This is a genomic window from Leucobacter sp. GX24907, assembly GCF_053567335.1.
Map to the genome: position 1 here is coordinate 232375 of NZ_JBSGPD010000002.1, position 23067 is coordinate 255441.

Consider the following 23067-nt stretch of genomic DNA (forward strand, 5'->3'; position numbering starts at 1 on the left):
CGCCGGCAATGTTACCCACCGTCGACTCCGATGCCGGATCGCTCGGCCTCGATCAGGTCGCCGAAATCGATGCCGGCGCTCTCTCTGCTGTCGAGCCAGCCATCGGGCAGCACGACACGCTTCGGGCTCCCCGCGCGACCCCGCTGACCCTCGGCGCCTTCGCCGGGATACGGCAACGACGCATCCATCGTCGTGAAAATCTCGTCCATCTGCTCGAGAGTCTCCACTGCGGCCAGCGCACGCCTGATGTCGCCGCCGACGCCGTAGCCTTTGTAGTACCAGGCGACGTGCTTGCGAATGTCGCGACACGCACGAGCCTCGTCGCCGTCGAAGAAGTCGATGAGCAACTCGGCGTGGCGCCGCATCGCCGCCATGACAAAGCCGAGAGGCGGACGAGCCCGCGCCGCCGCGGCAGCTTCGTGAGAGATCTCTCCAGCCTCCGCCCGGAACGCCGCAGCCAGGTCACCGAACAGCCAGGGGCGGCCCAAGCAGCCCCGTCCGACGACGACACCGTCGCAGCCCGTCTCGCGCACCATGCGAAGCGCGTCGTCAGCCGACCAGATATCCCCATTGCCGAGGATCGGCACGCTCGTGATCGTTTCCTTGAGCCGTGCGATGGCCGACCAGTCGGCACGTCCCGAATAGAACTCGTTCGCGGTTCGCCCATGTAGTGCGATCGCGGCGACACCGGCCTGCTCAGCTGCTTTGGCTGCGTCGAGATAGGTCAGGTGATCCTCATCGATGCCCTTGCGCATCTTGACCGTGAGCGGGATATCGCCGGCAGCCCCCACCGCCCGCTCGACGATGGCGCGGAAGAGATCCGCCTTCCAGGGCAGCGCCGAACCTCCGCCCTTGCGGGTGACCTTCGGTACCGGGCACCCGAAATTGAGGTCGATATGGTCGGCGCGGTCCTCATCGACGATGAATCTGACGGCCTCGGCAACGGTCTGCGGGTCCACTCCGTAGAGTTGAATCGACCGGGGAGTCTCACTCTCGTGATGCTTGATGAGCCGCATCGAAGCGGGGGTGCGCTCGACGAGTGCACGCGTCGTGATCATCTCGCTGACATAGAGCCCGGCACCGTACTCGCGGCACAGGCGGCGGAAGGCCGTGTTGGTGATTCCGGCCATCGGCGCGAGCACGACAGGCACGTCGAGCTCGAGCGAGCCGATACGCAGCTTCTGGCGCTCAAGAGTCTGGGAAGTCATAGCCGGGCTATTGTCTCACGGAGCCGGCTGATCTATCGCTCCCCCGAAACGACGATCCCGCGCGTGATAGATCTCGATCGCCCGCCACAGATCCTGCCTGCCGAAATCGGGCCACAGCGTGTCGAGGAACACCATCTCGGCATAGGCCGACTGCCAGAGCATGAAATTACTGGTGCGCTGCTCACCGGAGCTCCGGAGAAAGAGGTCCACATCGGGGAGCTCCGGAACATAGAGGTGGCGCTCGATGGTCCGTTCGGAGATGCCCGCCGGCGAGAGTCGACCTGCCCGCACCTCGTCCGCGATTCGGCGCACGGCGTCGGTGAGCTCGTTGCGCCCGCCGTAGTTGACGCACATGGTCAGTGTCAGACCCGTGTTCCGAGCGGTCGCACGCTCGGAGGCCTGCAGCTCGTTGATCACCGACCCCCACAGGCGTGGTCGTCGCCCGGCCCAACGCATGCGCACGTTCCAGGCATCGAGCTGGGCACGTCGTCGCCGCAGAACGTCTCGGTTGAATCCCATCAAGAATCGCACCTCATCGGGTGACCGGCGCCAGTTCTCGGTGGAGAACGCGTAGACGCTGAGGTGCTGAACGCCGGCCTGAATCGCCCCGGCGACGACGTCGAGCAGCGCCTGCTCCCCCATCCGGTGACCCTCGACTCTGGGCAGCCCACGCTGGTTCGCCCAGCGCCCGTTGCCGTCCATCACGATCGCGACGTGCGCGGGGGCGTGACCCTGGAAGCGGGGAGGCTGCTCGCCGGTCCAGTCGACCGGCACGAGGGCGTCGGGTGCGCGATGCATGGGTGCCAGTCTAGAGGCGGTATCAGTGCGATCCCGTGCCGAGTGAACGCAGCCCACGCTCGAGATGCCACTGCGTGTAGGCCGCGACGATGCCAGACACCTGGTCGCGTTCGCGAGGCGCTGAGGTCAGCGCGCGATCCCACTCGCCCCTGAGCAGGGCGCCCAAGAGCTCGAAGGCAGCGGGATCAAGTCTGGGTGTGCCTGGTGGGCGGCACTCGGCACACACCGCACCGCCGAGTTGCACCGCGAAATGACTGTGCGGACCTGCCCTGCCGCACAGCACGCATTCCTCGAGGCCGGGCGTCCACCCCGCGAGGCTCATGGCGCGCAGGAGATAGCCGTCACGAGCCAGTTGAGGAGGGGCCAGGTCGCCCGCAACCGTGCGAAGCGCGCCGATGAGCAGATGGTACTGGCGCGCCGCCGTGTCGCCCTCCTCGCCCAGCCGCTCCGCAGTCTCGACCATTGCGCTCGCTGCGCGATAGCGGTCGTATTCCGCGGTGATCGCAGGCCCGAATGAGGCAAGAGTCTCCGCCTGGGTAATCGTATCGAGGGTGCGCCCCTCGTAGCACTGGAAGTCAGCGACCATGAATGGCTCCAGGCGCGCCCCGAACTTGGACGAGGTGCGACGCACACCCTTCGCCACCGCACGCAGCAACCCTCGACCTGGAGTCAGCAGGGTCACGATGCGGTCCGCCTCCCCGAGCTTGCGGGTGCGGATCACAACGCCTTCTTCGCGGTAGAGGGGCACGGTGTCATTATCCCAGTGACTCCCAGCAGGGCCGTCGTCGAACAGCTCCGGTGCTCAGCGCCGAGCGTCTGCGCAAGAATGGATGGGTGCTGACCGATGCCTTCACGATTCCGCTCTCCGTCGACCTCGTTGCCGTGGGTGTCGGCAGTCTGCAAGGTGCGATGTTCGCCGCAGGCTTTAAACGGATCGATCTGCTGGGCGTCGCGCTCATCGGGATCGTCTGCGGCTTCGGCGGAGGTATTCTGCGAGACATCCTGCTCGGCCTCAGACCGGGCCCGTTCTCCGACAACCTGTATCTCGTGGTCGCAGTGGGTGCCGCCATTCTCGGCATGCTCCTCGCCCGAGCTCTGCAGCGAGTCGATCCACTCGTCACCGCTCTCGACGCGCTGAGCCTCGGTATATTCGCCGCGATCGGAACGACGAAGGCGCTCGCCCTCGGCATGCCGATCGCCCCCGCGCTGTTCATCGGAATCATCGCTGCGGTCGGCGGTGGTGCGCTGCGCGACTTGCTGCTCAATCTCCCCATCGCCGTGATGCACGTCGGCTCGTTCTACGCCGTTGCCGCGCTCGTCGGAGTATCTGTGCTCACCGGGCTGCTGCTCTTCGACGTGCAGGTCGGGATCGCGGGACTCGTATGCGTGATCGTGACCGCGGCGATGCGTCTGCTTTCGGTGAAGTTCGGCTGGAGCTTGCCCGAGCAGCGGGCTCTGAGCCGCATCCAGCGTCGACGCCAGCGCCAAGTCGAGGCCGCGATCGACGAGGCGCTCGCGACGGGTGTGATTCACCTGGACCATCTCGGAGAACCGTCCATCGAGTCCGATGACCCGGACGAACGTCGGCGTCGTGCTGGTGAGGACGACGACGGAGCCTGATGCGCGGATGCGCCGGTGCGACCACGCATATGCGTGGTCGCCACGCATGCGAGCAGTCGATGTGAGCGGTCGATGGAGATCAGGATCGGGCGCCGCGCCGCCGGCCCGCACGCTGCTCCGCCTCGCGCCAAGCACGCTGAGCCGTGGTTTCACCGCCTGCGGGCGGCGCACCCCGCCCGTGCTGACCGGACTGTTCGGCTCGATCGGCGATGCCGCCGCGGCCGATGTGCCAAGCGTGGGTTATCGCGAGTGCGAGAGCGTCAGCGGCGTCGGCGGGCTTCGGCGGTGAGGCGAGACCCAGCAGCCGGGTGACCATGGTCGCCACCTGCGCCTTCTCGGCGCTGCCATAGCCGGTGACCTGCGCCTTCACCTCGTTAGGGGTATACATGGCTACGGGAATGCCTCGGAGTTGTGCGAGGTACATGATGACACCGCTGATCTGCGCGACGCCCATCACACTTGGCAGGTTCTGCTGCGCGAAGACGCGCTCCAACGCGATTGCATCGGGTCGGGTGCCATCAAGCAGACGCTCGATCGACGAGCCGAGTCGATGGAGACGCTCCGGGGTGCTCGCTTCGGCCGCGCTGCGCATGACTTCGACGTGCTCGAAGGTCACACGCCGGCCTGCGGACGCGGTAACGACTCCGACACCCAGCCGAGTGAGGCCGGGGTCGATCCCGACGATCCGAAGGCCATCGCGAGAGCGCACGTCAGTCGTCCTGCGCGAGCTCCGCCTGCACCTCGGGGCTGAGATCGAAGTTCGAGAAGACGTTCTGCACGTCGTCGCTGTCTTCGAGTGCATCGATGAGGCGGAATACCTTGCGCGCCGTATCAGCATCGATCTCGACCTTGAGGTTCGGCACGAACTCGGCGTCAGCCGAATCGTAGTCGATCCCGGCATCAACCAAAGCGGTGCGTGCCGCAACAAGGTCCGCAGCCTCGGTGATCACTTCGAACGACTCACCGTTGGGGGCCTTGCTGACCTCCTCAGCACCCGCATCGAGAACAGCCAGCATGACATCGTCCTCGGTGGTCTCATCGGCGGGAACCGAGATGACGCCCTTGCGCGCGAAGTTGTAGGCAACGCTGCCGGGATCTGCGAGCGTGCCGTTGTTCCGACTGAGCGCAGTGCGCACCTCGGCGGCGGCGCGGTTCTTGTTATCGGTGAGGCACTCGATCATGAGTGCCACGCCGTTCGGGCCGTAGCCTTCGTACATGATCGTCGTATATTCGACGGCGTCACCTGAAATGCCTGCGCCGCGCTTGATCGCGCGATCGATGTTGTCTCCGGGCACAGAGTTCTTCTTCGCCTTGTGCACCGCGTCGGCGAGAGCCGGGTTCCCCTCGAGATCCGGGCCGCCGATACGAGACGCGACCTCGATCACCTTGATGAACTTGGCAAAGGCCTTGGCTCGGCGCGAATCGAGGATCGCCTTCTTGTGCTTGGTGGTTGCCCATTTGGAGTGTCCGGACACAGGGTCTCCCTCTTCGTCTGCAGTCAAATCGACCACACCATTCTACCGGTGCCAGACCTGGCCGTACGGCGCACCGAGCCGGTGAGGCCATTCAGGCGTTCTCGGGCCAGGCGGCTGCGAGCCGTTCACGGACATCGCCGAGCAGCTGCGGCAGTGCCTTGGTCTTCGCAATGATCGGGAAGAAGTTGGCGTCGGAGGCCCACCGCGGCACAATGTGCTGATGCAGGTGGGCAGCGATCCCAGCTCCGGCCATCTCCCCCTGGTTCATGCCGATGTTGAAACCGTGACATCCGAGAACTTCTCGGGCGACCCGCATCGCTGTCTGCGTGAGCTCCCCGATCTCCGCCACCTCCTCGGGAGTGGCCTCGTCATACTGCGAGACGTGCCGAGTCGGGCAGACGAGCATGTGGCCATTGTTGTATGGGAACAGGTTGAGAAGCACGTATGCGGAACGACCGCGCGCAATGATGAGCGCGTCGTCGTCCTCGCGCTGCTGCGCCGCACAGAACGGGCAATCGCTGCGGCCCGGCTGATGATGGTCGGAAACATACACCATGCGATGCGGCACCCAGAGGCGCTGTATGTCGTCCGGATCGCCGACGGCTCCGCTCGACCCGAGGTCCTCTACGCTGTCCACGCTGTCGAAACCTGCTCGTGCGTCGCGATCGCACCTACGATGCGCTCGATCGCTTCGTCGATAGGCACCCCGTTGAGCTGGGTACCGTCGCGGAACCGGAAGCTCACCGCGCCGGCGGAGCGATCTTCCTCGCCCGCGATGAGCTGGAACGGCACCTTCGCCTTCGTGTGGGTGCGGATCTTCTTCGGCATGCGATCGTCGGAGTGGTCGACTTCGGCGCGAACACCTCGAGTCCGCAACTTCACGATCACGTCATCGAGGTACGGGCCGTACTCATCGGCGACCGGGATACCCACCACCTGCGTCGGAGACAACCACACCGGGAATGCGCCCGCATAGTGTTCGAGCAAGATCGCGAAGAAGCGCTCCACCGAACCGAGGAGAGCACGGTGGATCATGACCGGCTGCTTGCGGGTGCCGTCTGACGCTGCGTACTCGAGGCCGAAGAGCGCAGGCTGGTTGAAGTCGAGCTGCACGGTCGAGAGCTGCCAGGTGCGGCCGATCGCGTCTCGTGCCTGCACCGAGATCTTCGGGCCGTAGAAGGCGGCGCCGCCCGGGTCTGCGACGAGCTCGAGACCGGACTCTTCGCCCACCTGACGCAACGTCTCGGTCGCGATCTCCCACTGCTCGTCCGTGCCGACAGACTTCTCAGGGTCTCTGGTCGAGAGCTCGAGGTAGAAATCGTCGAGGCCGTACGCGCGAAGTGTGGCGAAGACGAAGTCGAGCTGCCTGGCGATCTCGTCCTTGACCTGTTCGTCGGTGACGTAGATGTGGGCATCGTCTTGGGTGAGCCCGCGCACTCGGGTCAGCCCCGAAAGAGTGCCGCTCTTCTCGTAGCGATAGACCGTGCCGAATTCGGCTAAGCGCAGCGGCAATTCACGATAACTACGAGCACGCGCCCGGAAAATCAGGTTGTGGAAGGGGCAGTTCATGGGCTTCAGGTAGTAGTCCTGCCCCGGTTTGACCACTTCGCCGGCCTCGTCGCGGACTTCGTCGAGGTGCATCGCAGGGAACATGCCGTCGCGATACCAGTTCAAATGCTGGCTCGTCTCGAACAGAGTGCCCTTGGTGATGTGCGGGCTGTTCACCACCTCGTAGCCGTTCTTCAACAGCTCGTCGCGCATGAAGGTCTCGATTTCGTGCCTGATGATGCCACCCTTGGGGTGGAACACCGCGAGTCCCGACCCGATTTCATCGGGGAAGCTGAAGAGATCGAGTTCGACACCGAGCTTGCGGTGATCGCGCTTCGCGGCCTCTTCGAGACGAGTCCGGTACTCCCGCAGTTCATCCTTGGTCGGCCACGCCGTGCCGTAGATGCGTTGCAGCATCGGGTTCGCCTCGCTGCCGCGCCAGTAGGCACCAGCGCTGCGCATGAGCGCCCAGCCATTGCCGAGCATTCGCGTATTCGGCAGATGCGGCCCGCGGCACAGATCCTTCCAGCGGGTCTCCCCCGTCTTCGGATCGACGTTGTCGTAGATGGTGAGTTCGCCGCCACCGACCTCGACGTTCTCGTTGTCGGTGCCCTGCTCCGCACCGCCCTTGAGTCCGATCAGCTCGAGCTTGTACGGTTCGTCAGCGAGCTCGCTCCGAGCCTCGTCATCGGTGACGACGCGACGGACGAACCGCTGCCCCTCCTTGACGATCTTCTGCATCTCCTTCTCGAGCGCCTTCAGATCTTCAGGAGTGAACGCGGACTCCGGGTCGAAGTCGTAGTAGAACCCGTCCGTGATGGGCGGCCCGATGCCGAGCTTGGTCTCGGGGTTCACTCGCTGGACCGCCTGTGCGAGTACGTGCGCTGCCGAATGGCGAAGAATGTTCAACCCGTCCGGGGAGTCGATGGTCACGGGCTCGACCGTGTCCGTATCCGTCACCTCGACTGCGAGATCTCGCAGCTCTCCGTTGACGCGCATGGCGACGATCGAACGGTCGGTGAACAGCGAGAAGCCATCGGCCACGGGGGCACACTCCTTCGAGATGGGAAACTGACCCCCCGAGTCTATCGGCACGGCCGCAACGAGGTCTCCCCGGGAATCGTGGGTGTGAGCCCAGAAATAGCAGATCCTCCGAGGTGCTCGTGTGCACGCGGAGGATGGTGGTGGGCGATACCAGACTCGAACTGATGACCTCTTCCGTGTGAAGGAAGCGCGCTACCAACTGCGCCAATCGCCCAGATCGTCGCTCCGGTGTCCCGTGAGCAACCTGATTGATCATACACGGAACGCGGTGGCCGTTCACAAATCGGCAGCGGCCCGGCGCGTTCCGCCCGCAACCGGGTTCCGCGCGAAGACGTGTTCGACGCACACCCGGTTCGCGTAGATCAACTCGGGCTCGTCGCCGGCGGTGCGAGATCGCTGTTGAGATGCTGGTCCAGTTCGATGCTCGTCTCGCTCAACTCCTTGAGTCGGCTGCGATACTCCTCGTATTGCTCGGCGAGGGCGTCAAGAGATTGGAGTTCTGACTCGAGTTCGCCCCTGCGCGCGCCGAGTTCGTCTCGAAGGCGATAGAACTCTTCAGGATTGTTCGCGAACTCGTAGGCGTCGTTGCGCTGGGACAGACTCTCGCTGTCGGCGTTGTACTGACGCACCGCGAGGTCGTAGGCGTGACTGCGCTCCTCGTATTCAGTGCGCATTCGCGCGAGCTCCGCGTTCAGGTCATCGGCTTCCTGCTGCAGGTCGACGAATACGGAATGGTAGTCGTCGAAGAGGTCGAGAATAGCCGCGCGGTCGTTGAACCATTCGGCGTAATGGGCTTCGAGCTCAGGGGGCAGGTCGCGCACCTCTGTACCAAGCACCGAATGGAGTTCGTTGACGAAAGATGACTCGGGAAGGTGCTCATACACAGCCATACGCTCGCGCAGCGCGGCGTCATCCTCAGAGAGCGTGTCGAAAGCATCCTGCAACTGCTCGCCGAGCTGTTCGCGCTCGGAGTCTCGGAGTCGCGCGTAGCCGGCATGCAGGAGTTCGTGTGCAGCGGTGACTTCTACGATCCCGTCCAGGCGTTGGTCTTCCACGCCGAAGAGATGAATCTTGCCGCCGGAATAACACCCCAGCACGTGCCCTTCGTCGGTGTGGTCGACTTGAGCGCACTGCTCGTTGAAGTGCTGACTCGCTTCGATCGTTGGATGCGTGGCCAGGAAGACTCGCTCGCCCGCGCCGGTCAGTGAGAGCGTGTCGAGAACCTCTTCGATCTCCTCTGCAGGCTCGAACCCAGTGGCCTGAAAGTGATCGGCGATAACCTGCTTGTTCCACCATGCGAGCCCGGCCGCAAGAAGCAGGACGATGATCAGGAGCGCGATACACGCGCGCCTGATGACGGTTCCTACTCCCCCGGCCATGTTCAGAAGTATGTCTGTTCGCGCGCTGAGGGTCGAGTCCGAGCGGGTGATTGTGTTTGAATCTTGCGGAAGGGGTCGCCGCCACGCCCGGCGAGCCCGAACCGATTTGCGCGGCTGACCTGAACCCCCCTATAGTTATTCAGGTCGCCGCGGGCGCGGAAACGCGAAGCGGTGGCAGTGCGGATGTAGCGCAGTTGGTAGCGCATCACCTTGCCAAGGTGAGGGTCGCGAGTTCGAGTCTCGTCATCCGCTCCAGTGGCCCGTGAATACGGGTCGCTTGTGGTGTCAACCACTCCGGTGGCGTGGCCGAGAGGCGAGGCAGCGGCCTGCAAAGCCGTATACACGGGTTCGAATCCCGTCGCCACCTCGCCCGACAACTGAATAGCCTGAACAGGCGCGATTGGCGCAGCGGTAGCGCGCTTCCCTGACACGGAAGAGGTCACTGGTTCGATCCCAGTATCGCGCACTCACTAAGGCCCTCGGTTTCGCCGGGGGCCTTTTCGTGCACCGACGAAAATCCAGCCTGACCGGGGCTTTTGTTGTTTCTGGAGAGAACCCAGTTTCGGAATGCCGCGCAATGCGCCATGCTTACTTCCGACAGACACCTCGACGAAGGGATGCATCATGGGTTTCGAAGACGCGATCGGCAAGGGCAAGGAACTGTTCGAGCAGAACAGGGACAAGGTTGAGGCCGCTCTGAAGAGCGAGCAGGCGGAATCGATCAGCGACAAGATCCTCGACGGCGTCGCCGACACCGCGAAGAAGGTTGCTCCGGGTCACGCGGACAAGATCGACGAGGTGCGTGATCAGGCCGATGGAGCGATCGGTAACGAATAGGTTGTGCGGGCCGGCCGCTCAGCCCTGCAAACCCCAGTAGCGAGCGATCGCGGTCGCGGCCTCCAGAAAGCGCTCTCGGTCCAGGGCATGCCCCTCGCGGCGCATGCCCTCATGCGTGATGCGCAGAAGTCGTTCGGGCGACAGGTAGCTCCCTCTCCCCTGCGGGTCCCAGCCACCGGTGCCGATATCGACGAATCCCGCGTGTTGCTTGGTGCTGAGATAGCAGCCGATGACGGAATGCTCGTCGAGCCGTGCGACGATGAGCACCGGACGGTCCTTGCCGCGTCCGTCGTTCTCGACGTACGGTACCCAGGTCCAGACGACTTCGCCGGGGTCAGGATCGCGGTCGGGGTTCGGGGCGTACTCGAAGCGCACGGAACGTCGCTCGTCCGGAGCGAGATCGCGTGTCGCTGAGGCTCCTCCCTGGCCCGGGCTGGGGGTGCGTTGCGGATCGAGCGTCGCAATGCCACGCGGCTTGTTTCTCTCGGAGGCTCTGTTCTGCCGAAGCAGGAGGCGTAGCAGCGCTCCTCCGACCGTCGACCAGGTCGACCGTCTCCCGCCGCTCATGCGGCTGCCTCGCCCGAAGTGAGGGCGTTCAGTCGTGACATGCAGCGCAGGTACTTCTTGCGATATCCGCCGTCGAGCATCCCGCCTCCGAAGATCGACGTGAGCGGTTCACCTGTCGCACGAATCGGGATCTGCGCGTCGTACACGCGATCGATGAAAGCGACGAAGCGCAGCGCTGCCGACTGGTCGGTGAGTTCATGGACGTTACGCAGACCGATGACGTTGACACCGTCCAGTAGTCCGAAGTAACTGGAAGGATGTACGGTCGCGAGGTGCGTGATGAGCGCGCCGAAGTCATCATCGGTCATCCGCTCACCCGCAGCCGCTGCATCGGCAGTTGCAAAGCGGTAGGCATCATCGCTGAGACTCTGTGCGTTTCCATCGAGGTCGCGCTGACGATAGTCAGAACCGTCGATGCGTATCGTGGTGAACCGATCAGCCATGGCTTGGATCTCACGCATGAAGTCGGCGGCGGCAAAGCGACCCTCTCCGAGCGCGTTCGGCGGAGTGTTCGAGGTCGCCACGAACCGGGAACCCGTCGCGGTCAGGTCGCCGATCAGGCGGGTCATCAGCATCGTGTCACCCGGATCATCGAGCTCGAACTCGTCGATGCAGATGAGACGCGCACCCTGGAGCACACTGACGGTCCCCTCGTATCCGAGCGCACCGACAAGCGCCGTGTACTGGATGAACGTGCCGAAGTATTTGCGCCCGGTCGTGGCATGCCAGGTGGCCGCGAGCAAGTGGGTCTTGCCAACGCCGAAGCCGCCGTCGAGATAGACACCGGCCTTGACCGGGTTCTGCTGGCTGGGCTCCGCCTTCTTCCGCCCGAATCCGAAGAACCCGTTCCTCGCGACGGGCTTCGCCGGCTCGGAAAATGAGCGCAGTGTGTCGCGAGCCTCGGTCTGCGAGGGGTGATCTGGATCAGGTCGATACGATTCGAAGGTTGCGTGATCGAACTGCGGGGGCGGGACGAGCGCGGCGACGAGCGCGGTGCCTGAGATCTGCGGGCTGCGGTCGACGAGATGGGCGGAGCTGTGCTGGGCGTCGTTTGACATCCCCGGTAGTGTATCCCGTCAGCCGCGCCACGGCGGTCGGGGCAGGCTCTTCGCGAACTGCGCGGTCGCCCGATTCCAAGCCTCGGGGTCAACGTTCCAGAGTTTGGTGTGCTCTCCGTGCTCGGTCAGTCGCAGCTGCACGAGCTCTGGTCGCAGCTCGGCTAAACGCTCTGCCCCGTCGGAGGGCACGAACGTATCAGCACGACTCGCGTGTATGAGTACGGGTACTTGCAGATCCGCTGCGAATCGCTGTGGGGTGAGGCGGGCGAAGTCGATCCCACCGAGTTCGCCTCCGCGTACCGATCCTCGTCCGAGCATCTGAATACCGAGGTCGGTGATGGGGGCAGGCAGACGCATGACCGAGCCGTGGTGATGCAGCAACGAAGGCCAGTCGAGCGCCGGCGATTCGAGGATCACTCCGTCGATGTGCTCTCGATTCCTTCCTGAGCATGCCGCCACCAGACTTGCAGTGCCACCCATGGACCAGCCGAAGAGAGTTACGCGGGACGCCCCCCGCTGTACGGCTTCACCGACGGCGGCATCGACGTCGCGGGCCTCCGAGATGCCGAATCCGTATCGACCGCTGCCCTGCGGAGCTCCCGGATCGTTGCGATAGGTGATGACGAGATTGGTGAGCCCGAGATCGGCCAGAGGGAGTACTCCGCGGAGGGTCTCCTGCGGTAGTGCGCCGCGGCCGTGCACATGGACGACCCATCGCTGGGCTCGTGCTCTGCGCACCGGGTTCCAGGTATGGGGTGGGTGGATCAGCCAGGCGTCTGCCGGCCCGAGTTCCGTTTCGATGGCGATGCGCTCGACAGCGAGGCCCAGCTCTGCAGGTTCGGTGTACCACCACCCGGTGATCCGGCCTCGAGTGCCCACTCGGAGGGTGCCTCGATCGATGCGGATCACCTGACGGGAGGCTTCCCCTCGATGCACGGCTACAGGGGTGCCCAGTCGGGCGTGCCCTCGGCCGCCGTCGAAAGAGAAGGAGTAGTTGCCGGGCAGGGTGGCATCAGCTCCTCGCAACCGCACCGTCAGGTGATCTCCGGCGCGGTCAAGGCCCGTGACGGCAATTGGTTCGTCGATGCGCCTCGCCGGTGTCACCGCTCGCTTCGCGAGTGCCGCCGAAGCCGCCGCGATACCGGAAATCGCCGCAGCCGTTGCCAGCGCAACTCCTGCGATGATGGCGCCGCGACCGCCCGGGCAGCGCGCGGCGAGCGGCTCAGGGGTGAATCTCACGTCGGCTCCTCCGGATCGCTGCTTCACGGCGTGGCTTCCGTGAATGCCTCACAGCAAACTCTAGTGTTCCCTAGTGTGATGGCAACGATCCCGACCGCTCCGCCGGCATTTGCCGCCGCCGCGGAGGCGCTTCGTACTTCGTTGTTCCGTGATGAGTTGAGCGTGCGGGAGATCGCGGCACCAGAGCGTATCGCGCCCAACGCTATTGCGCTTTCTGCCAACGTTCGGCCCGGAGTCGGCTCGATGCGCCCGATTGACGAGAGCGACGAGGAGCCCGCAGATTCGGCCCATGGAGCGGGCCGAATCGTCTTGCTGCACGACCCCGCGTCTGCGGACGAATGGGGCGCTCCATTCCGTATCGTTTGCTATGCGCAAGCTCCGCTCGAGGTCGAGCTCGGCGTCGATCCTTTCATCGCCGATGTCGCGTGGTCCTGGCTCGTCGATGCGCTCGACAGTCGCGGAGCACAGTATGCGTATGTCTCAGGGACTGTGACCAAGTCGGTATCGACTGGCTTCGGCACCCTCGAGTCGCAAGGCGATGGAGCCCAGATTCAGCTTCGGGCCTCATGGACTCCCATCGGAGATGACTTCGCCGCACACGCGGCCGCCTGGTCAGAATTGCTCTGTCTGCTTGCGGGCCTGCCGCATCACCAGGAAGGTGTCGCTTCACTCGGCGCGCAGCGTCTGCAGCGCCGTGCCGAGCAGACGGGTGGATCACCCCGTGGTTGAGCAGTCGGAGCTCCACACCGATTGGTCGCTGATTACAGGTGATCGCGCATTGGAGGCAGCAGCGGAGACGCTGTCAACCGGGCACGGACCCGCAGGGGTCGACGCCGAGCGTGCTTCGGGATATCGCTACCGGGCCGACGCCTACCTGGTCCAGGTCTACCGACGCGGGGCAGGAACGTTTCTGTTCGATCCGACCGAGATCTCGTCATTCGCGCCCCTTGCAGAGGCGCTCTCTGATGAAGAGTGGATTCTGCATGCGGCGAGCCAGGACATCGCGTGCCTCGCTGAGATCGGTCTCATGCCACCGCACATCTTCGATACGGAACTCGCGGCTCGACTCTTGGGCTTTGAACGAGTTGGACTTGGTGCACTGGTCGAGACATTGCTCGACATCAGGCTCCAGAAAGCGCATTCCGCAGCCGACTGGTCAACGCGGCCCTTGCCCGAGGACTGGCTCGAGTATGCGGCGCTTGATGTCGCGCTACTCCCCGACTTGCGCGACGCCGTCGCTCACGAGCTCGAGATCCAGAAGAAAGTAGACATCGCGCGGCAGGAGTTCGATGCCACACGATCACGGCCCCCGAAACCGCAGAACGAAGAGCCCTGGCGGCGAATCTCTGGTGGGCACCGGGTGCGCTCGCAACGCGAACTCGCCATTGTGCGTGAACTCTGGATCGCACGAGACGAGCTGGCGCAACGGCGAGACATCGCGCCCGGGCGCTTGATCCCAGACTCATCGATCGTCGCTGCGGCTGCTGCGGCGCCCCGGTCCAAGGGCAACCTGGCCGGACTCTCCGCGTTCAAGGGCCGAGCGAGTCGCACCGAACTCGACCGCTGGTGGAGAGCCGTACTGCGCGGCAAGACCACTGACGATCTTCCCGGCCCGAAGCCACGTGATCCCGACGCGATCCCCCATCACCGCTCCTGGCAGCAGCGCCACCCCGAAGCCGCGGAGCGGCTCGCCTCCGCGCGCAAGCTCCTCGAGGAAGAAGCCGAGACGCTGCGCATGCCCCTCGAGAATCTGCTGACTCCCGAGTACCTGCGCAGAATCGCCTGGCGCCCACCCGCAGACCTCTCCCCCGAGTCCATCGGCGCGCGTCTCGCGGAGCTCGGAGCCCGACCCTGGCAATGTGAACGGACTGCACCAATCCTCGCTCGTGCTTTTGTAGCATCTGCATAAATCAGCTTCGTCTTGAGACGCGGTGCACTGCGCTTCGGCACGCCTCGTTCGGTCGTGCAGGCGCGCTTCCTAGGATGGGGGTAACAACACCGATTCTGCGATGGAGGCACAGTGGCCGTACGGAGAGAAGTCGTGTTCGTCGACGGGGTTCGCACCCCGTTCGGTCGGGCCGGTGAAAAGGGAATGTACTGGGGTACCCGGGCGGATGACCTGGCAGTCAAGGCCCTCCAGGGTCTCATCGAGCGAAACCCTGAGGTGCCGCTCGACCGGATCGACGATGTCGGCCTGGCTGCCACGACGCAACAGGGCGATCAGGGGCTCACGCTGGGCCGTACGGTGGCGATCCTCGCAGGAATCCCGACCGCGGTACCTGGCTTCGCCCTCGACCGAATGTGCGCCGGTGCGATGACGGTCGCGGCCTTTACCGGGAGCGCGATCGGTGCGGGTCATTACGATCTCGCAGTCGCTGGTGGTGTGGAGCACATGGGACGGCATCCGATCGGTCTCGATGCCGACCCGAACCCCCGCTTCGTCTCGGAGAAGCTCGTCAGCCCCGACGCACTCAATATGGGCGTTACTGCGGAACGCCTGCACGACCGCTTCCCACAGCTCACCAAGGAGCGTTCCGATCGATTCGGCATGCTCAGTCAGCAGAAGGTGCAGGCTGCCTACGACCGTGGTGACATCCAGGCCGATCTCATTCCGGTCGCGACGCGATCACCCGAGGGGTGGGGGCTCGCGACTGAAGATGAGGGACGCCGCCCCGAGACCACGATGGAAGGCCTTGCGGGGCTCAAGACGCCGTTCCGCCCATACGGACGGGTCACCGCAGGCACCTCATCTCCGCTCACGGACGGAGCGACGGTGTCGCTGCTCGCCGGTGAGGATACTGCGAAGGAACTCGGCCTATCCGCGAAGATGCGTCTCGTGAGTTTCGCCTTCGCCGGTGTGGAGCCGGAGGTGATGGGGCTCGGTCCCGTGCCCTCCACGGAGAAGGCGCTGAAGAAGGCCGGTCTCGGCATCGACGACATCGGGCTCTTCGAACTGAACGAGGCATTCGCGGTGCAGGTGCTGTCGTTCACCGATCACTTCGGAATCGCCGATGACGACCCCCGCGTCAACCCGTGGGGCGGCGCGATCGCCTTCGGGCACCCGCTCGCAGCTTCGGGTGTGCGCCTCATGATTCAGTTGGCGCGCCAGTTCGAGCAGCGTCCGGACGTGCGCTACGGCGTGACTGCGATGTGTGTGGGACTCGGGCAGGGCGGCACCATGATTTGGGAGAACCCGCACTTCAACGGGAAGAAGGGCAAGAAGTAGCCATGACCGATTACACCACTATCGATTTCTCCCCCCTGCTCGAAGCGGCAGCCGATGAGGTCGTCACCGAAACCTACGTACGCGACGCAGCGCTGCCTTCCGGCGGCGTGATCGCGCTGATCACGCTCGACAACGGCCGAGACCACACTCGACCGAACACGCTCGGTCCGCGAACCCTGGCTGGGCTCGGCGAAGTGCTCGACGCGCAGCGCGAGCGAGCTGCACAGGGTGAGATCCGTGCCGTCGCGGTCACCGGAAAGCCGTTTATCTTTGCGGCCGGTGCCGACCTCTCCAAGGTATCGACCCTCGCCACCCGCGAGAACGCGAAGCTCATGGCGCAATTCGGGCACCACGTGCTGGGCAAGCTCGGGTCGCTCGGCGTGCCTTCATTCGCCTTCGTGAATGGGCTCGCCCTCGGAGGCGCCATGGAGATCGCGCTGAACTGCGACTACCGCACCGTCGATTCCTCAGCGGCCGCACTCGCTTTCCCCGAGGTATTCCTCGGCATCATTCCCGGCTGGGGCGGGGCCACGATCGTGCCGAATCTCATCGGTATCGAGCAAGCACTCGAGATCATCGTCTCCAACCCGCTGAAGAACAATCGCATGCTGAAGCCCCGGCAGGCCTACGACATGGGACTGTTTGACGAGATCTTCGGACCAGCATCCTTCCTCGAACAGTCGATCGTGTGGGCAGACAGGGTGCTGACGGGAGAAACTCGCGTCGATCGTAAGCACGAGCCGGGCAAGATCGAACGGCTGACCAAGTGGCCGGCCGCGATCAAGATCGCTCGCGACACGCTGCAGGCGCGTATCGGCACCGCAGCGAAGTCGCCCTATGTCGCACTCGAGCTGTTGAGCGCGGCACGGGATAACGACCGGGTGAAAGGCTTCGAACGCGAGGACGAGGCTCTTGCAGAGTTGATCTCGGGCGAGCAGTTCCATGCCTCGATCTATGCCTTCGACCTCGTGCAGAAGCGGGCGAAGCGCCCCGCAGGTGCGCCGGATCGCGAGCTTGCGAAGCCCGTGAAGAAGGTGGGCGTGATCGGCGCAGGCCTCATGGCCAGTCAGTTCGCTCTTCTGTTCGCCCGCAAGCTGCGGGTACCAGTGCTCATCACCGACCTGGACCAGGAGCGGGTGGATCGGGGACTCTCCTACATCCACGGTGAGATCGACAAGATGGAATCGAAGGGGCGCCTGTCTTCGGACGACGCGAACCAGGTTCGGGCGCTCGTGACCGGCACCACCGACAAGTCGGAGTATGCGGATTGCGACTGGGTGATCGAAGCCGTCTTCGAAGAGCTCGGCGTCAAGCAGCAGGTCTTCGGCGAGGTGGAGCCCTTCCTCTCAGAGGAAGCCGTGATCGCCACGAACACCTCGTCGTTGTCGGTCGATGAGATCGGTGAGAAGCTCGCTCATCGGGAGCGGCTCGTCGGCTTCCACTTCTTCAACCCGGTCGCCGTCATGCCCCTCATCGAGGTGGTGAACACACCAGCGACCGATGACGCGACGCTCGCGACAGCGATGGCCGTCGCGAAGAAGCTGGGCAAGAGCGCTGTGATCACCGCCGATCGACCGGGGTTCGTGGTGAATCGTCTGCTCGCCAAGGTCATGGGCGAAGCCGCCCGCGCGCTCGACGAGGGCACTCCGATGCCGGTCGTCGAACGGTCCCTCGCTCCGATCGGCCTGCCGATGGGCCCGTTCGAGCTCATCGATCTCGTGGGCTGGAAGGTCGCCGCTCACGTGCAGGACACCATGGTGTCGGCCTTCCCCGAGCGCTTCTACGCCTCTGAGAACCTGCACCGTCTGGCCGAGGTTTCCGAGCCGTTGACGAAGAACAAGCACGGCAAGGTCGAGGATCTTTCGAAGGTCGGACGAAAAGCGATCACGCTCGGAAAGAATGCGGTCGATGAGACGACGATCCTGCGTCGCGTCGAGGACGAGTTGGCGAAAGAGATCGCCTTCATGCTCGACGAGGGAGTGGTCGCGGCGGCGGAAGACATCGACCTCTGCCTGATCCTCGGTGCTGGATGGCCCTTCCAGGCCGGAGGTGCAACACCGTACCTCGATCGCGTCGGGGCCAGCGAGCGCGTCAACGGGCGCACCTTCCACTGAGGGGCGCCTGTACACTGACTGCGTGCTGAGGCTACGGGGCAACGCGCGGCCGAGTCGGTAAGCGAGACGGTGCGAGGAAGGCGTACATCGGCCTTCCTCGCACCGTCTCGTCTCTGTGAGGTCTTCTGCCCTGGCTCGGGTCTACTCCGGGCGTGCGACCGGGATCCGTCGCCCCTGAACTTGCTCGGCGACCGTTTCGGCGATCTGCTGCGCCGTGAGTCCGGCATCCGCAAGGAGCTCTTCGCGGGTCGCGTGCGCCGGAAACTCGTCGGGGGTGCCGAGTTCACTGACTGCCGTGTCGACACCGGCATCGCGGAGCGCCTGCCGAATGCGTGTGCCGATACCGCCCACGCGTGTTCCGTCTTCGATGCTGATGAGGAGTCGATGGCGACGTGCGGCATCGATCACCGAGGGCTGCACGGGAACCACCCACCTCGGGTCGATCACGGTCGAAGAGATGCCCTGCTCAGTGAGGATCCCCGCCACGTCAAGGGCGGTCGCAGCCATCGGTCCGACTGCGACGAAGAGCACGTCGGCCTCCGCCCAATCTTCGGCCGACGCAGGTGCTTGCGGCTCGCTCAGTACGTCGGTTCCATCAAGCGTCCTGCGAACGGCGGGAAGGTCTTGCCCGACAGTGCCCTTCGGGTAGCGGATAACCGTAGGTGCGTCATCGATCGTGACGGCCTCCCGGAGTTCCTCACGAAGCGATGCGGCATCTCGGGGTGCCGCGATGCGGATCCCGGGAACGACCTGCAGGGTGGCCAGGTCCCACACACCGTTGTGACTCGCGCCGTCGGGACCCGTGACGCCGGCCCGATCGAGCACGAACGTCACTCCTGCCCGGTGCAGGGCGACGTCCATGAGCAGTTGGTCGAACGCACGGTTCATGAAGGTCGCGTACAGTGCGACGACCGGGTGCAGGCCGCCGTACGCGAGTCCCGCAGCCGAAGTCACAGCGTGCTGTTCTGCGATGCCGACATCGAACACGCGATCAGGGAAGCGTCGCGCGAACTCGTCCAAACCGGTCGGAGCCAGCATGGCCGCCGTGATCCCCACGATTCGCGGGTCATGCGCAGCGAGATCGACGATGCATTCTCTGAAGACTTCAGTCCAGCCTGGCCCGGATGCCGACCCCAGAGGAGCACCGTTATCGGGGTCGATGCGACCGATCGCATGGAACTGATCGGCTTGATCGTTCTCCGCGGGTGCGTATCCGCGCCCCTTCTCAGTGATCACATGCACGAGCGCGGGGCGACCGTACTCCTTCGCCTGCTGCAGCGCATGTTCGACGGCTTCGAGGTCGTGCCCATCGATCGGACCGATGTACTTGATATCGAGATTCGAGTAGAGATCCTGGTTGCCCGACGCACGACTCGCGATTCCGCGCATCGCCCCACGTGCCGCCTGATACACCGTACGCCCGGGGCGCCCCAGTGCCGAGAACAGCTTCTCACTGCCTTCTTGCAGGTCGCGGTAACTGGAGGACGTGCGCACACCGTTGAGAAAACGCGCCATGCCGCCGATGGTGGGGGCATAGGATCGTCCGTTGTCGTTGAGCACGATCACGAGATTGCGATCGTTGTCGCCTGTGATGTTGTTCAGCGCTTCCCAGGTCATGCCACCGGTGAGCGCGCCGTCGCCCACGACGGCCACGACGTGTCGCCCCGCCTGCGAAGGGTCGAGTCGGGCCTGCCGTGCAAACGCTCGGGAGATGCCATCGGCCCAGCTCAGCGAACTCGAGGCGTGCGAGCTCTCAACGATGTCGTGCTCGCTCTCGGCACGCTGCGGATATCCCGCGAGGCCTCCCCTGCGTCGTAGACGAGAGAAGTCCTTGCGACCGGTGAGCAGTTTGTGCACGTAACTCTGGTGGCCGGTATCAAAGATGATCGGATCGCGCGGTGATTCGAAAACTCGGTGCAGCGCGATCGTGAGCTCGACGACTCCGAGATTCGGGCCGAGGTGTCCGCCGGTTTTCGACACTTCGGCGATCAAGAACTCGCGGATCTCGGCGGCCAGCATCGCGAGTTCCTCGGGGCCGAGAGCGGCGAGGTCGCGAGGAGACTCGATTCGATCCAGGATCGCCACTCGCCACCTCCGCTGCCGGGTCCGGCAGAATGCGCCGGGCATCCACCCATCTTAGCGAGCCAAGCCGGAGGCGGCGCTGCCGAGCCGACCGTGTGGACGGGCCGGCAGCGCCGAACGCGCAGGTGCTAGAGCAGTGATCGCAGCACGTACTGCAGGATGCCGCCGTTCCGGTAGTAGTCGGCCTCACCCGGGGTGTCGATGCGGACAACCGCATCGAATTTCACGCGCGAGCCGTCTTCCTTCGTCGCAGTGACAGCAACCGTTTTCGGCGTCGCACCCTCGTTGAGCTGCTCGATGCCGGTGATGTCGAAGACCTCCGTGCCGTCGAGGCCCAAGGAGTCCGCGCTCTCGCCGTCGGGGAACTGCAGCGGCAGCACGCCCATGCCGATGAGGTTCGAGCGGTGGATGCGCTCGAAGCTCTCAGTGATGACGGCCTTCACTCCGAGCAGGCGCGTCCCCTTTGCCGCCCAGTCACGTGACGAACCCGAGCCGTACTCCTTGCCTCCGAGTACGACGAGCGGAATACCCGCCTCCTGGTAGTTCTGCGACGCATCATAGATGAACGACTTCGGTGCGTCGGGCTGCGTGAAGTCGCGGGTGTACCCACCTTCGACTCCCTTGCCGTCGTTCTCAGCCGCCAGGAGATGGTTGCGCAGTCGGATATTCGCGAAGGTGCCGCGGATCATGACCTCGTGATTGCCGCGTCGCGAACCGTACGAGTTGAAGTCGCGCGGAGCGATTCCGTTCTCAGTCAGGTAACGACCTGCGGGGGTGTCGGCCTTGATGTTGCCGGCGGGACTGATGTGGTCAGTCGTCACCGAGTCGCCGAGCTTGGCGAGCACGCGTGCTCCGGTGATGTCGGTCACCGGAACGGTCTCAACACCCATGCCGTCGAAGTACGGAGGCTTACGCACGTAGGTCGACTCGGGATCCCACTCGAAGACGTTGCCGTCGGGCGTCGGAAGCGAGCGCCACCGATCATCGCCGTCGAACACGCCCGCGTACTTCGACGTGAACATGTCGGAGTCGATCGATTCTGCCGCGATCTTCTCGATCTCGGTCGGATCGGGCCAGATATCGCGCAGGTAGACATCGTTACCGTCCCGATCCTGCCCGAGAGCCTCGGAGTCGAAATCGAAGTCCATGGAGCCGGCCAGCGAGTATGCGATCACGAGGGGCGGGCTTGCCAGGTAGTTCATCTTGATATCGGGATTGATGCGTCCTTCAAAGTTGCGGTTTCCGGAGAGCACCGCGGTGACCGCGAGGTCGTTGTCATTGACTGCCTGGGAGATCTCGGGGATCAGGGGCCCTGAGTTGCCGATGCAGGTGGTGCAACCGTAGCCCACCAAGAAGAATCCCAGGTCTTCGAGGTGAGATTTCAGCCCCGACCGCTCGTAGTAATCGGTGACGACCTTCGAACCGGGAGCCAGCGTGGTCTTCACCCACGGCTTGGCCTTCAGCCCGAGCCGGTTGGCGTTACGGGCGAGCACACCGGCCGCCAGCATGACCGAAGGGTTCGAGGTGTTGGTACAGGAGGTGATCGAGGCGAGCGTCACGGCTCCGTGGTCGATGGTGTACTCCGTACCATTGCGATCGGTGACAACGGCCGGGTTGGGTCCCTGCGCGTAGTTCTCGAGATCTCGCTCGAACTGCGGCTTCGCCTGGGTGAGCTCGATGCGATCCTGGGGACGCTTCGGCCCGGCGATCGAAGCCACCACGGTCGAAAGATCGAGCTCCAGGTACTCGCTGAACTCGGGTTCGCGCGAAGGATCGTGCCACATGCCCTGCGCCTGTGCGTAGGCCTTCACCAGATCGATCTGCTCGTCGCTTCGGCCGGTGAGGCGCAGGTAGTCGAGCGTGACATCGTCAATTGGGAACATCGCCGCTGTCGACCCGAACTCCGGACTCATGTTGCCGATCGTTGCGCGATTCGCGAGCGGCACGGCGCTGACGCCCTCACCATAGAACTCGACGAACTTGCCGACGACGCCGTGCTCACGGAGCATCTGAGTAATGGTGAGGACGACGTCGGTCGCCGTGACACCGGCCGGAATCTCTCCCGACAGCTTGAATCCGACCACTCGCGGAATGAGCATCGAAATCGGCTGGCCCAGCATAGCGGCCTCGGCTTCGATACCGCCGACCCCCCAGCCGAGCACCCCGATACCGTTCTCCATGGTGGTGTGCGAATCAGTGCCCACGCAGGTATCGGGGTAGGCCTGAACCTTGCCATCGACCTCGCGAGTGAACGTCACACGGGCCAAGTACTCGATGTTGACCTGGTGCACAATACCGGTGCCCGGCGGCACGACCTTGAAGTCATCAAACGCGCCCTGGCCCCAACGCAGGAACTGATAGCGCTCACCATTGCGCTGGTACTCGATCTCGACGTTCTTTGCGAATGCATCGGGAGTGCCGTACACGTCGGAGATGACCGAGTGATCGATGACGAGCTCAGCGGGCGCGAGAGGGTTGATGCGGGCAGGATCTCCGCCGAGGTCTGCTACGGCCTCGCGCATGGTGGCGAGATCCACGACGCATGGCACACCCGTGAAGTCCTGCATGATCACGCGAGCCGGGGTGAACTGAATCTCGGTATCTGGTTCAGCCGCCGGATCCCAGTTGCCCAGCGCCTCGATGTGCTGCTTCGTGACGTTCGCGCCGTCTTCCGTGCGCAGAAGATTCTCCAGCAGCACCTTCAGGCTGTAGGGCAGGCGCTCGTGCCCGGGTACTCGATCGATCCGAAAGACCTCGTACTCCTTCTCGCCGACGGCGAGGGTGCTCTTCGCGTCGAAGCTGTTGACGGCTCCCATGACGGCTCTCCTCTTCTCGAACTCTCTCGATGTCAAGATAACTCTACACCTTTTGA

19 protein-coding genes and 4 tRNA genes are annotated in these 23067 nt (G+C 64.3%); 9 read left to right on the forward strand and 14 right to left on the reverse strand.

Going from position 1 to position 23067, the window contains the following annotated elements:
• Positions 1-11 precede the first annotated feature (11 nt).
• From dusB to recO, 3 genes are read right to left on the reverse strand one after another with little or no spacing between them, the layout of a single operon-like run.
• On the reverse strand, positions 12-1208 hold the full coding sequence (dusB, locus tag ACUYV6_RS03965; RefSeq protein WP_449277349.1) for a tRNA dihydrouridine synthase DusB: 1197 nt from the start codon (positions 1206-1208) through the stop codon (positions 12-14).
• Between the two features lie 15 nt (positions 1209-1223).
• Positions 1224-2006: an isoprenyl transferase gene (locus tag ACUYV6_RS03970; RefSeq protein WP_449277350.1), complete on the reverse strand. Its 783-nt coding sequence runs from the start codon at positions 2004-2006 to the stop codon at positions 1224-1226.
• Between the two features lie 22 nt (positions 2007-2028).
• On the reverse strand, positions 2029-2754 hold the full coding sequence (gene recO, locus ACUYV6_RS03975; RefSeq protein WP_449277351.1) for a DNA repair protein RecO: 726 nt from the start codon (positions 2752-2754) through the stop codon (positions 2029-2031).
• A 50-nt stretch (positions 2755-2804) separates the two neighbouring features.
• On the opposite strand from recO, the gene ACUYV6_RS03980 reads away from it, so the two are divergent.
• Entirely contained in the window at positions 2805-3626 is an 822-nt protein-coding gene (locus ACUYV6_RS03980) for a trimeric intracellular cation channel family protein (protein WP_449277352.1), read from the forward strand.
• Positions 3627-3705: 79 nt separating this feature from the next.
• Here ACUYV6_RS03980 and ruvC read toward each other — a convergent pair whose 3' ends face one another.
• The 6 genes from ruvC to ACUYV6_RS04010 form a co-directional block, all read right to left on the reverse strand.
• On the reverse strand, positions 3706-4335 hold the full coding sequence (ruvC, locus tag ACUYV6_RS03985; protein ID WP_449277353.1) for a crossover junction endodeoxyribonuclease RuvC: 630 nt from the start codon (positions 4333-4335) through the stop codon (positions 3706-3708).
• 1 nt (position 4336) lies between these two features.
• Entirely contained in the window at positions 4337-5101 is a 765-nt protein-coding gene (locus ACUYV6_RS03990; protein ID WP_449277354.1) for a YebC/PmpR family DNA-binding transcriptional regulator, read from the reverse strand.
• A 91-nt stretch (positions 5102-5192) separates the two neighbouring features.
• Positions 5193-5738, reverse strand: coding sequence for an HIT family protein (locus ACUYV6_RS03995; protein ID WP_449277355.1), 546 nt, complete (start codon positions 5736-5738; stop codon positions 5193-5195).
• Positions 5726-7693, reverse strand: a complete 1968-nt coding sequence (thrS, locus tag ACUYV6_RS04000; RefSeq protein ID WP_449277356.1) for a threonine--tRNA ligase — start codon at positions 7691-7693, stop codon at positions 5726-5728. The genes ACUYV6_RS03995 and thrS overlap by 13 nt, the downstream gene beginning before the upstream one ends.
• Positions 7694-7831: 138 nt before the next feature.
• Positions 7832-7907, reverse strand: a tRNA-Val gene (locus ACUYV6_RS04005).
• A 148-nt stretch (positions 7908-8055) separates the two neighbouring features.
• Positions 8056-9072 carry a hypothetical protein gene (locus ACUYV6_RS04010; protein ID WP_449277357.1) on the reverse strand — a complete coding sequence of 339 codons (1017 nt, stop codon included), beginning with the start codon at positions 9070-9072 and terminating at the stop codon, positions 8056-8058.
• A gap of 179 nt (positions 9073-9251) precedes the next feature.
• Between ACUYV6_RS04010 and ACUYV6_RS04015 the strand changes: the two genes are divergently transcribed.
• The 4 genes from ACUYV6_RS04015 (at position 9252) to ACUYV6_RS04030 (ending at position 9909) form a co-directional block, all read left to right on the forward strand.
• A tRNA-Gly gene (locus ACUYV6_RS04015) sits at positions 9252-9327 on the forward strand.
• A gap of 41 nt (positions 9328-9368) precedes the next feature.
• A tRNA-Cys gene (locus ACUYV6_RS04020) sits at positions 9369-9439 on the forward strand.
• 27 nt (positions 9440-9466) lie between these two features.
• A tRNA-Val gene (locus ACUYV6_RS04025) sits at positions 9467-9538 on the forward strand.
• Positions 9539-9696: 158 nt separating this feature from the next.
• Positions 9697-9909: a hypothetical protein gene (locus ACUYV6_RS04030; protein WP_449277358.1), complete on the forward strand. Its 213-nt coding sequence runs from the start codon at positions 9697-9699 to the stop codon at positions 9907-9909.
• An 18-nt stretch (positions 9910-9927) separates the two neighbouring features.
• On the opposite strand, the gene ACUYV6_RS04035 is transcribed toward ACUYV6_RS04030, so the two are convergent.
• Genes ACUYV6_RS04035 through ACUYV6_RS04045 form a run of 3 tightly spaced genes read right to left on the reverse strand, consistent with a single transcriptional unit; the run spans position 9928 to position 12773 of the window.
• Positions 9928-10476, reverse strand: coding sequence for a type II toxin-antitoxin system PemK/MazF family toxin (locus ACUYV6_RS04035; protein ID WP_449277359.1), 549 nt, complete (start codon positions 10474-10476; stop codon positions 9928-9930).
• Positions 10473-11534 carry a cell division protein ZapE gene (gene zapE / locus ACUYV6_RS04040; RefSeq protein WP_449277360.1) on the reverse strand — a complete coding sequence of 354 codons (1062 nt, stop codon included), beginning with the start codon at positions 11532-11534 and terminating at the stop codon, positions 10473-10475. Before zapE ends, ACUYV6_RS04035 begins: the two co-directional genes overlap by 4 nt.
• Positions 11535-11552: 18 nt before the next feature.
• The gene (locus ACUYV6_RS04045; RefSeq protein ID WP_449277361.1) at positions 11553-12773 is read right to left on the reverse strand and encodes an alpha/beta hydrolase family protein; all 1221 of its coding nucleotides are present in this window, start codon (positions 12771-12773) and stop codon (positions 11553-11555) included.
• A gap of 78 nt (positions 12774-12851) precedes the next feature.
• Here ACUYV6_RS04045 and ACUYV6_RS04050 point away from each other — a divergent pair, with 78 nt between their 5' ends.
• The 4 genes from ACUYV6_RS04050 (at position 12852) to ACUYV6_RS04065 (ending at position 18113) form a co-directional block, all read left to right on the forward strand.
• The gene (locus ACUYV6_RS04050; RefSeq protein WP_449277362.1) at positions 12852-13502 is read left to right on the forward strand and encodes a DUF3000 domain-containing protein; all 651 of its coding nucleotides are present in this window, start codon (positions 12852-12854) and stop codon (positions 13500-13502) included.
• A complete protein-coding gene (locus ACUYV6_RS04055) occupies positions 13495-14682 on the forward strand; it encodes an HRDC domain-containing protein (RefSeq protein ID WP_449277363.1) in 1188 nt (395 codons plus the stop codon). The genes ACUYV6_RS04050 and ACUYV6_RS04055 overlap by 8 nt, the downstream gene beginning before the upstream one ends.
• Before the next feature lie 111 nt (positions 14683-14793).
• Positions 14794-15999: a thiolase family protein gene (locus ACUYV6_RS04060; protein ID WP_449277364.1), complete on the forward strand. Its 1206-nt coding sequence runs from the start codon at positions 14794-14796 to the stop codon at positions 15997-15999.
• 2 nt (positions 16000-16001) lie between these two features.
• Complete coding sequence (locus ACUYV6_RS04065) at positions 16002-18113, forward strand: 3-hydroxyacyl-CoA dehydrogenase NAD-binding domain-containing protein (RefSeq protein WP_449277365.1); 2112 nt, start codon at positions 16002-16004, stop codon at positions 18111-18113.
• A gap of 141 nt (positions 18114-18254) precedes the next feature.
• On the opposite strand, the gene dxs is transcribed toward ACUYV6_RS04065, so the two are convergent.
• Entirely contained in the window at positions 18255-20198 is a 1944-nt protein-coding gene (gene dxs, locus ACUYV6_RS04070) for a 1-deoxy-D-xylulose-5-phosphate synthase (protein ID WP_449277366.1), read from the reverse strand.
• A gap of 125 nt (positions 20199-20323) precedes the next feature.
• Positions 20324-23011 (reverse strand): aconitate hydratase AcnA, encoded by a 2688-nt coding sequence (acnA, locus tag ACUYV6_RS04075; protein ID WP_449277367.1) that lies wholly within the window; start codon positions 23009-23011, stop codon positions 20324-20326.
• Positions 23012-23067 lie beyond the last annotated feature (56 nt).

Excerpts from the sequence above, each read along its gene's own strand:
- ACUYV6_RS04050 (WP_449277362.1), top strand. The coding sequence starts at position 12,852 with ATGGCAACGATCCCGACCGCTCCGCCGGCATTTGCCGCCGCCGCGGAG.
- ACUYV6_RS04030 (WP_449277358.1), top strand. The coding sequence starts at position 9,697 with ATGGGTTTCGAAGACGCGATCGGCAAGGGCAAGGAACTGTTCGAGCAG.
- dusB (WP_449277349.1), bottom strand. The coding sequence starts at position 1,208 with ATGACTTCCCAGACTCTTGAGCGCCAGAAGCTGCGTATCGGCTCGCTC.
- ACUYV6_RS04035 (WP_449277359.1), bottom strand. The coding sequence starts at position 10,476 with ATGAGCGGCGGGAGACGGTCGACCTGGTCGACGGTCGGAGGAGCGCTG.
- ACUYV6_RS03970 (WP_449277350.1), bottom strand. The coding sequence starts at position 2,006 with ATGCATCGCGCACCCGACGCCCTCGTGCCGGTCGACTGGACCGGCGAG.
- ACUYV6_RS04010 (WP_449277357.1), bottom strand. The coding sequence starts at position 9,072 with ATGGCCGGGGGAGTAGGAACCGTCATCAGGCGCGCGTGTATCGCGCTC.
- ACUYV6_RS04065 (WP_449277365.1), top strand. The coding sequence starts at position 16,002 with ATGACCGATTACACCACTATCGATTTCTCCCCCCTGCTCGAAGCGGCA.
- acnA (WP_449277367.1), bottom strand. The coding sequence starts at position 23,011 with ATGGGAGCCGTCAACAGCTTCGACGCGAAGAGCACCCTCGCCGTCGGC.
- zapE (WP_449277360.1), bottom strand. The coding sequence starts at position 11,534 with ATGTCAAACGACGCCCAGCACAGCTCCGCCCATCTCGTCGACCGCAGC.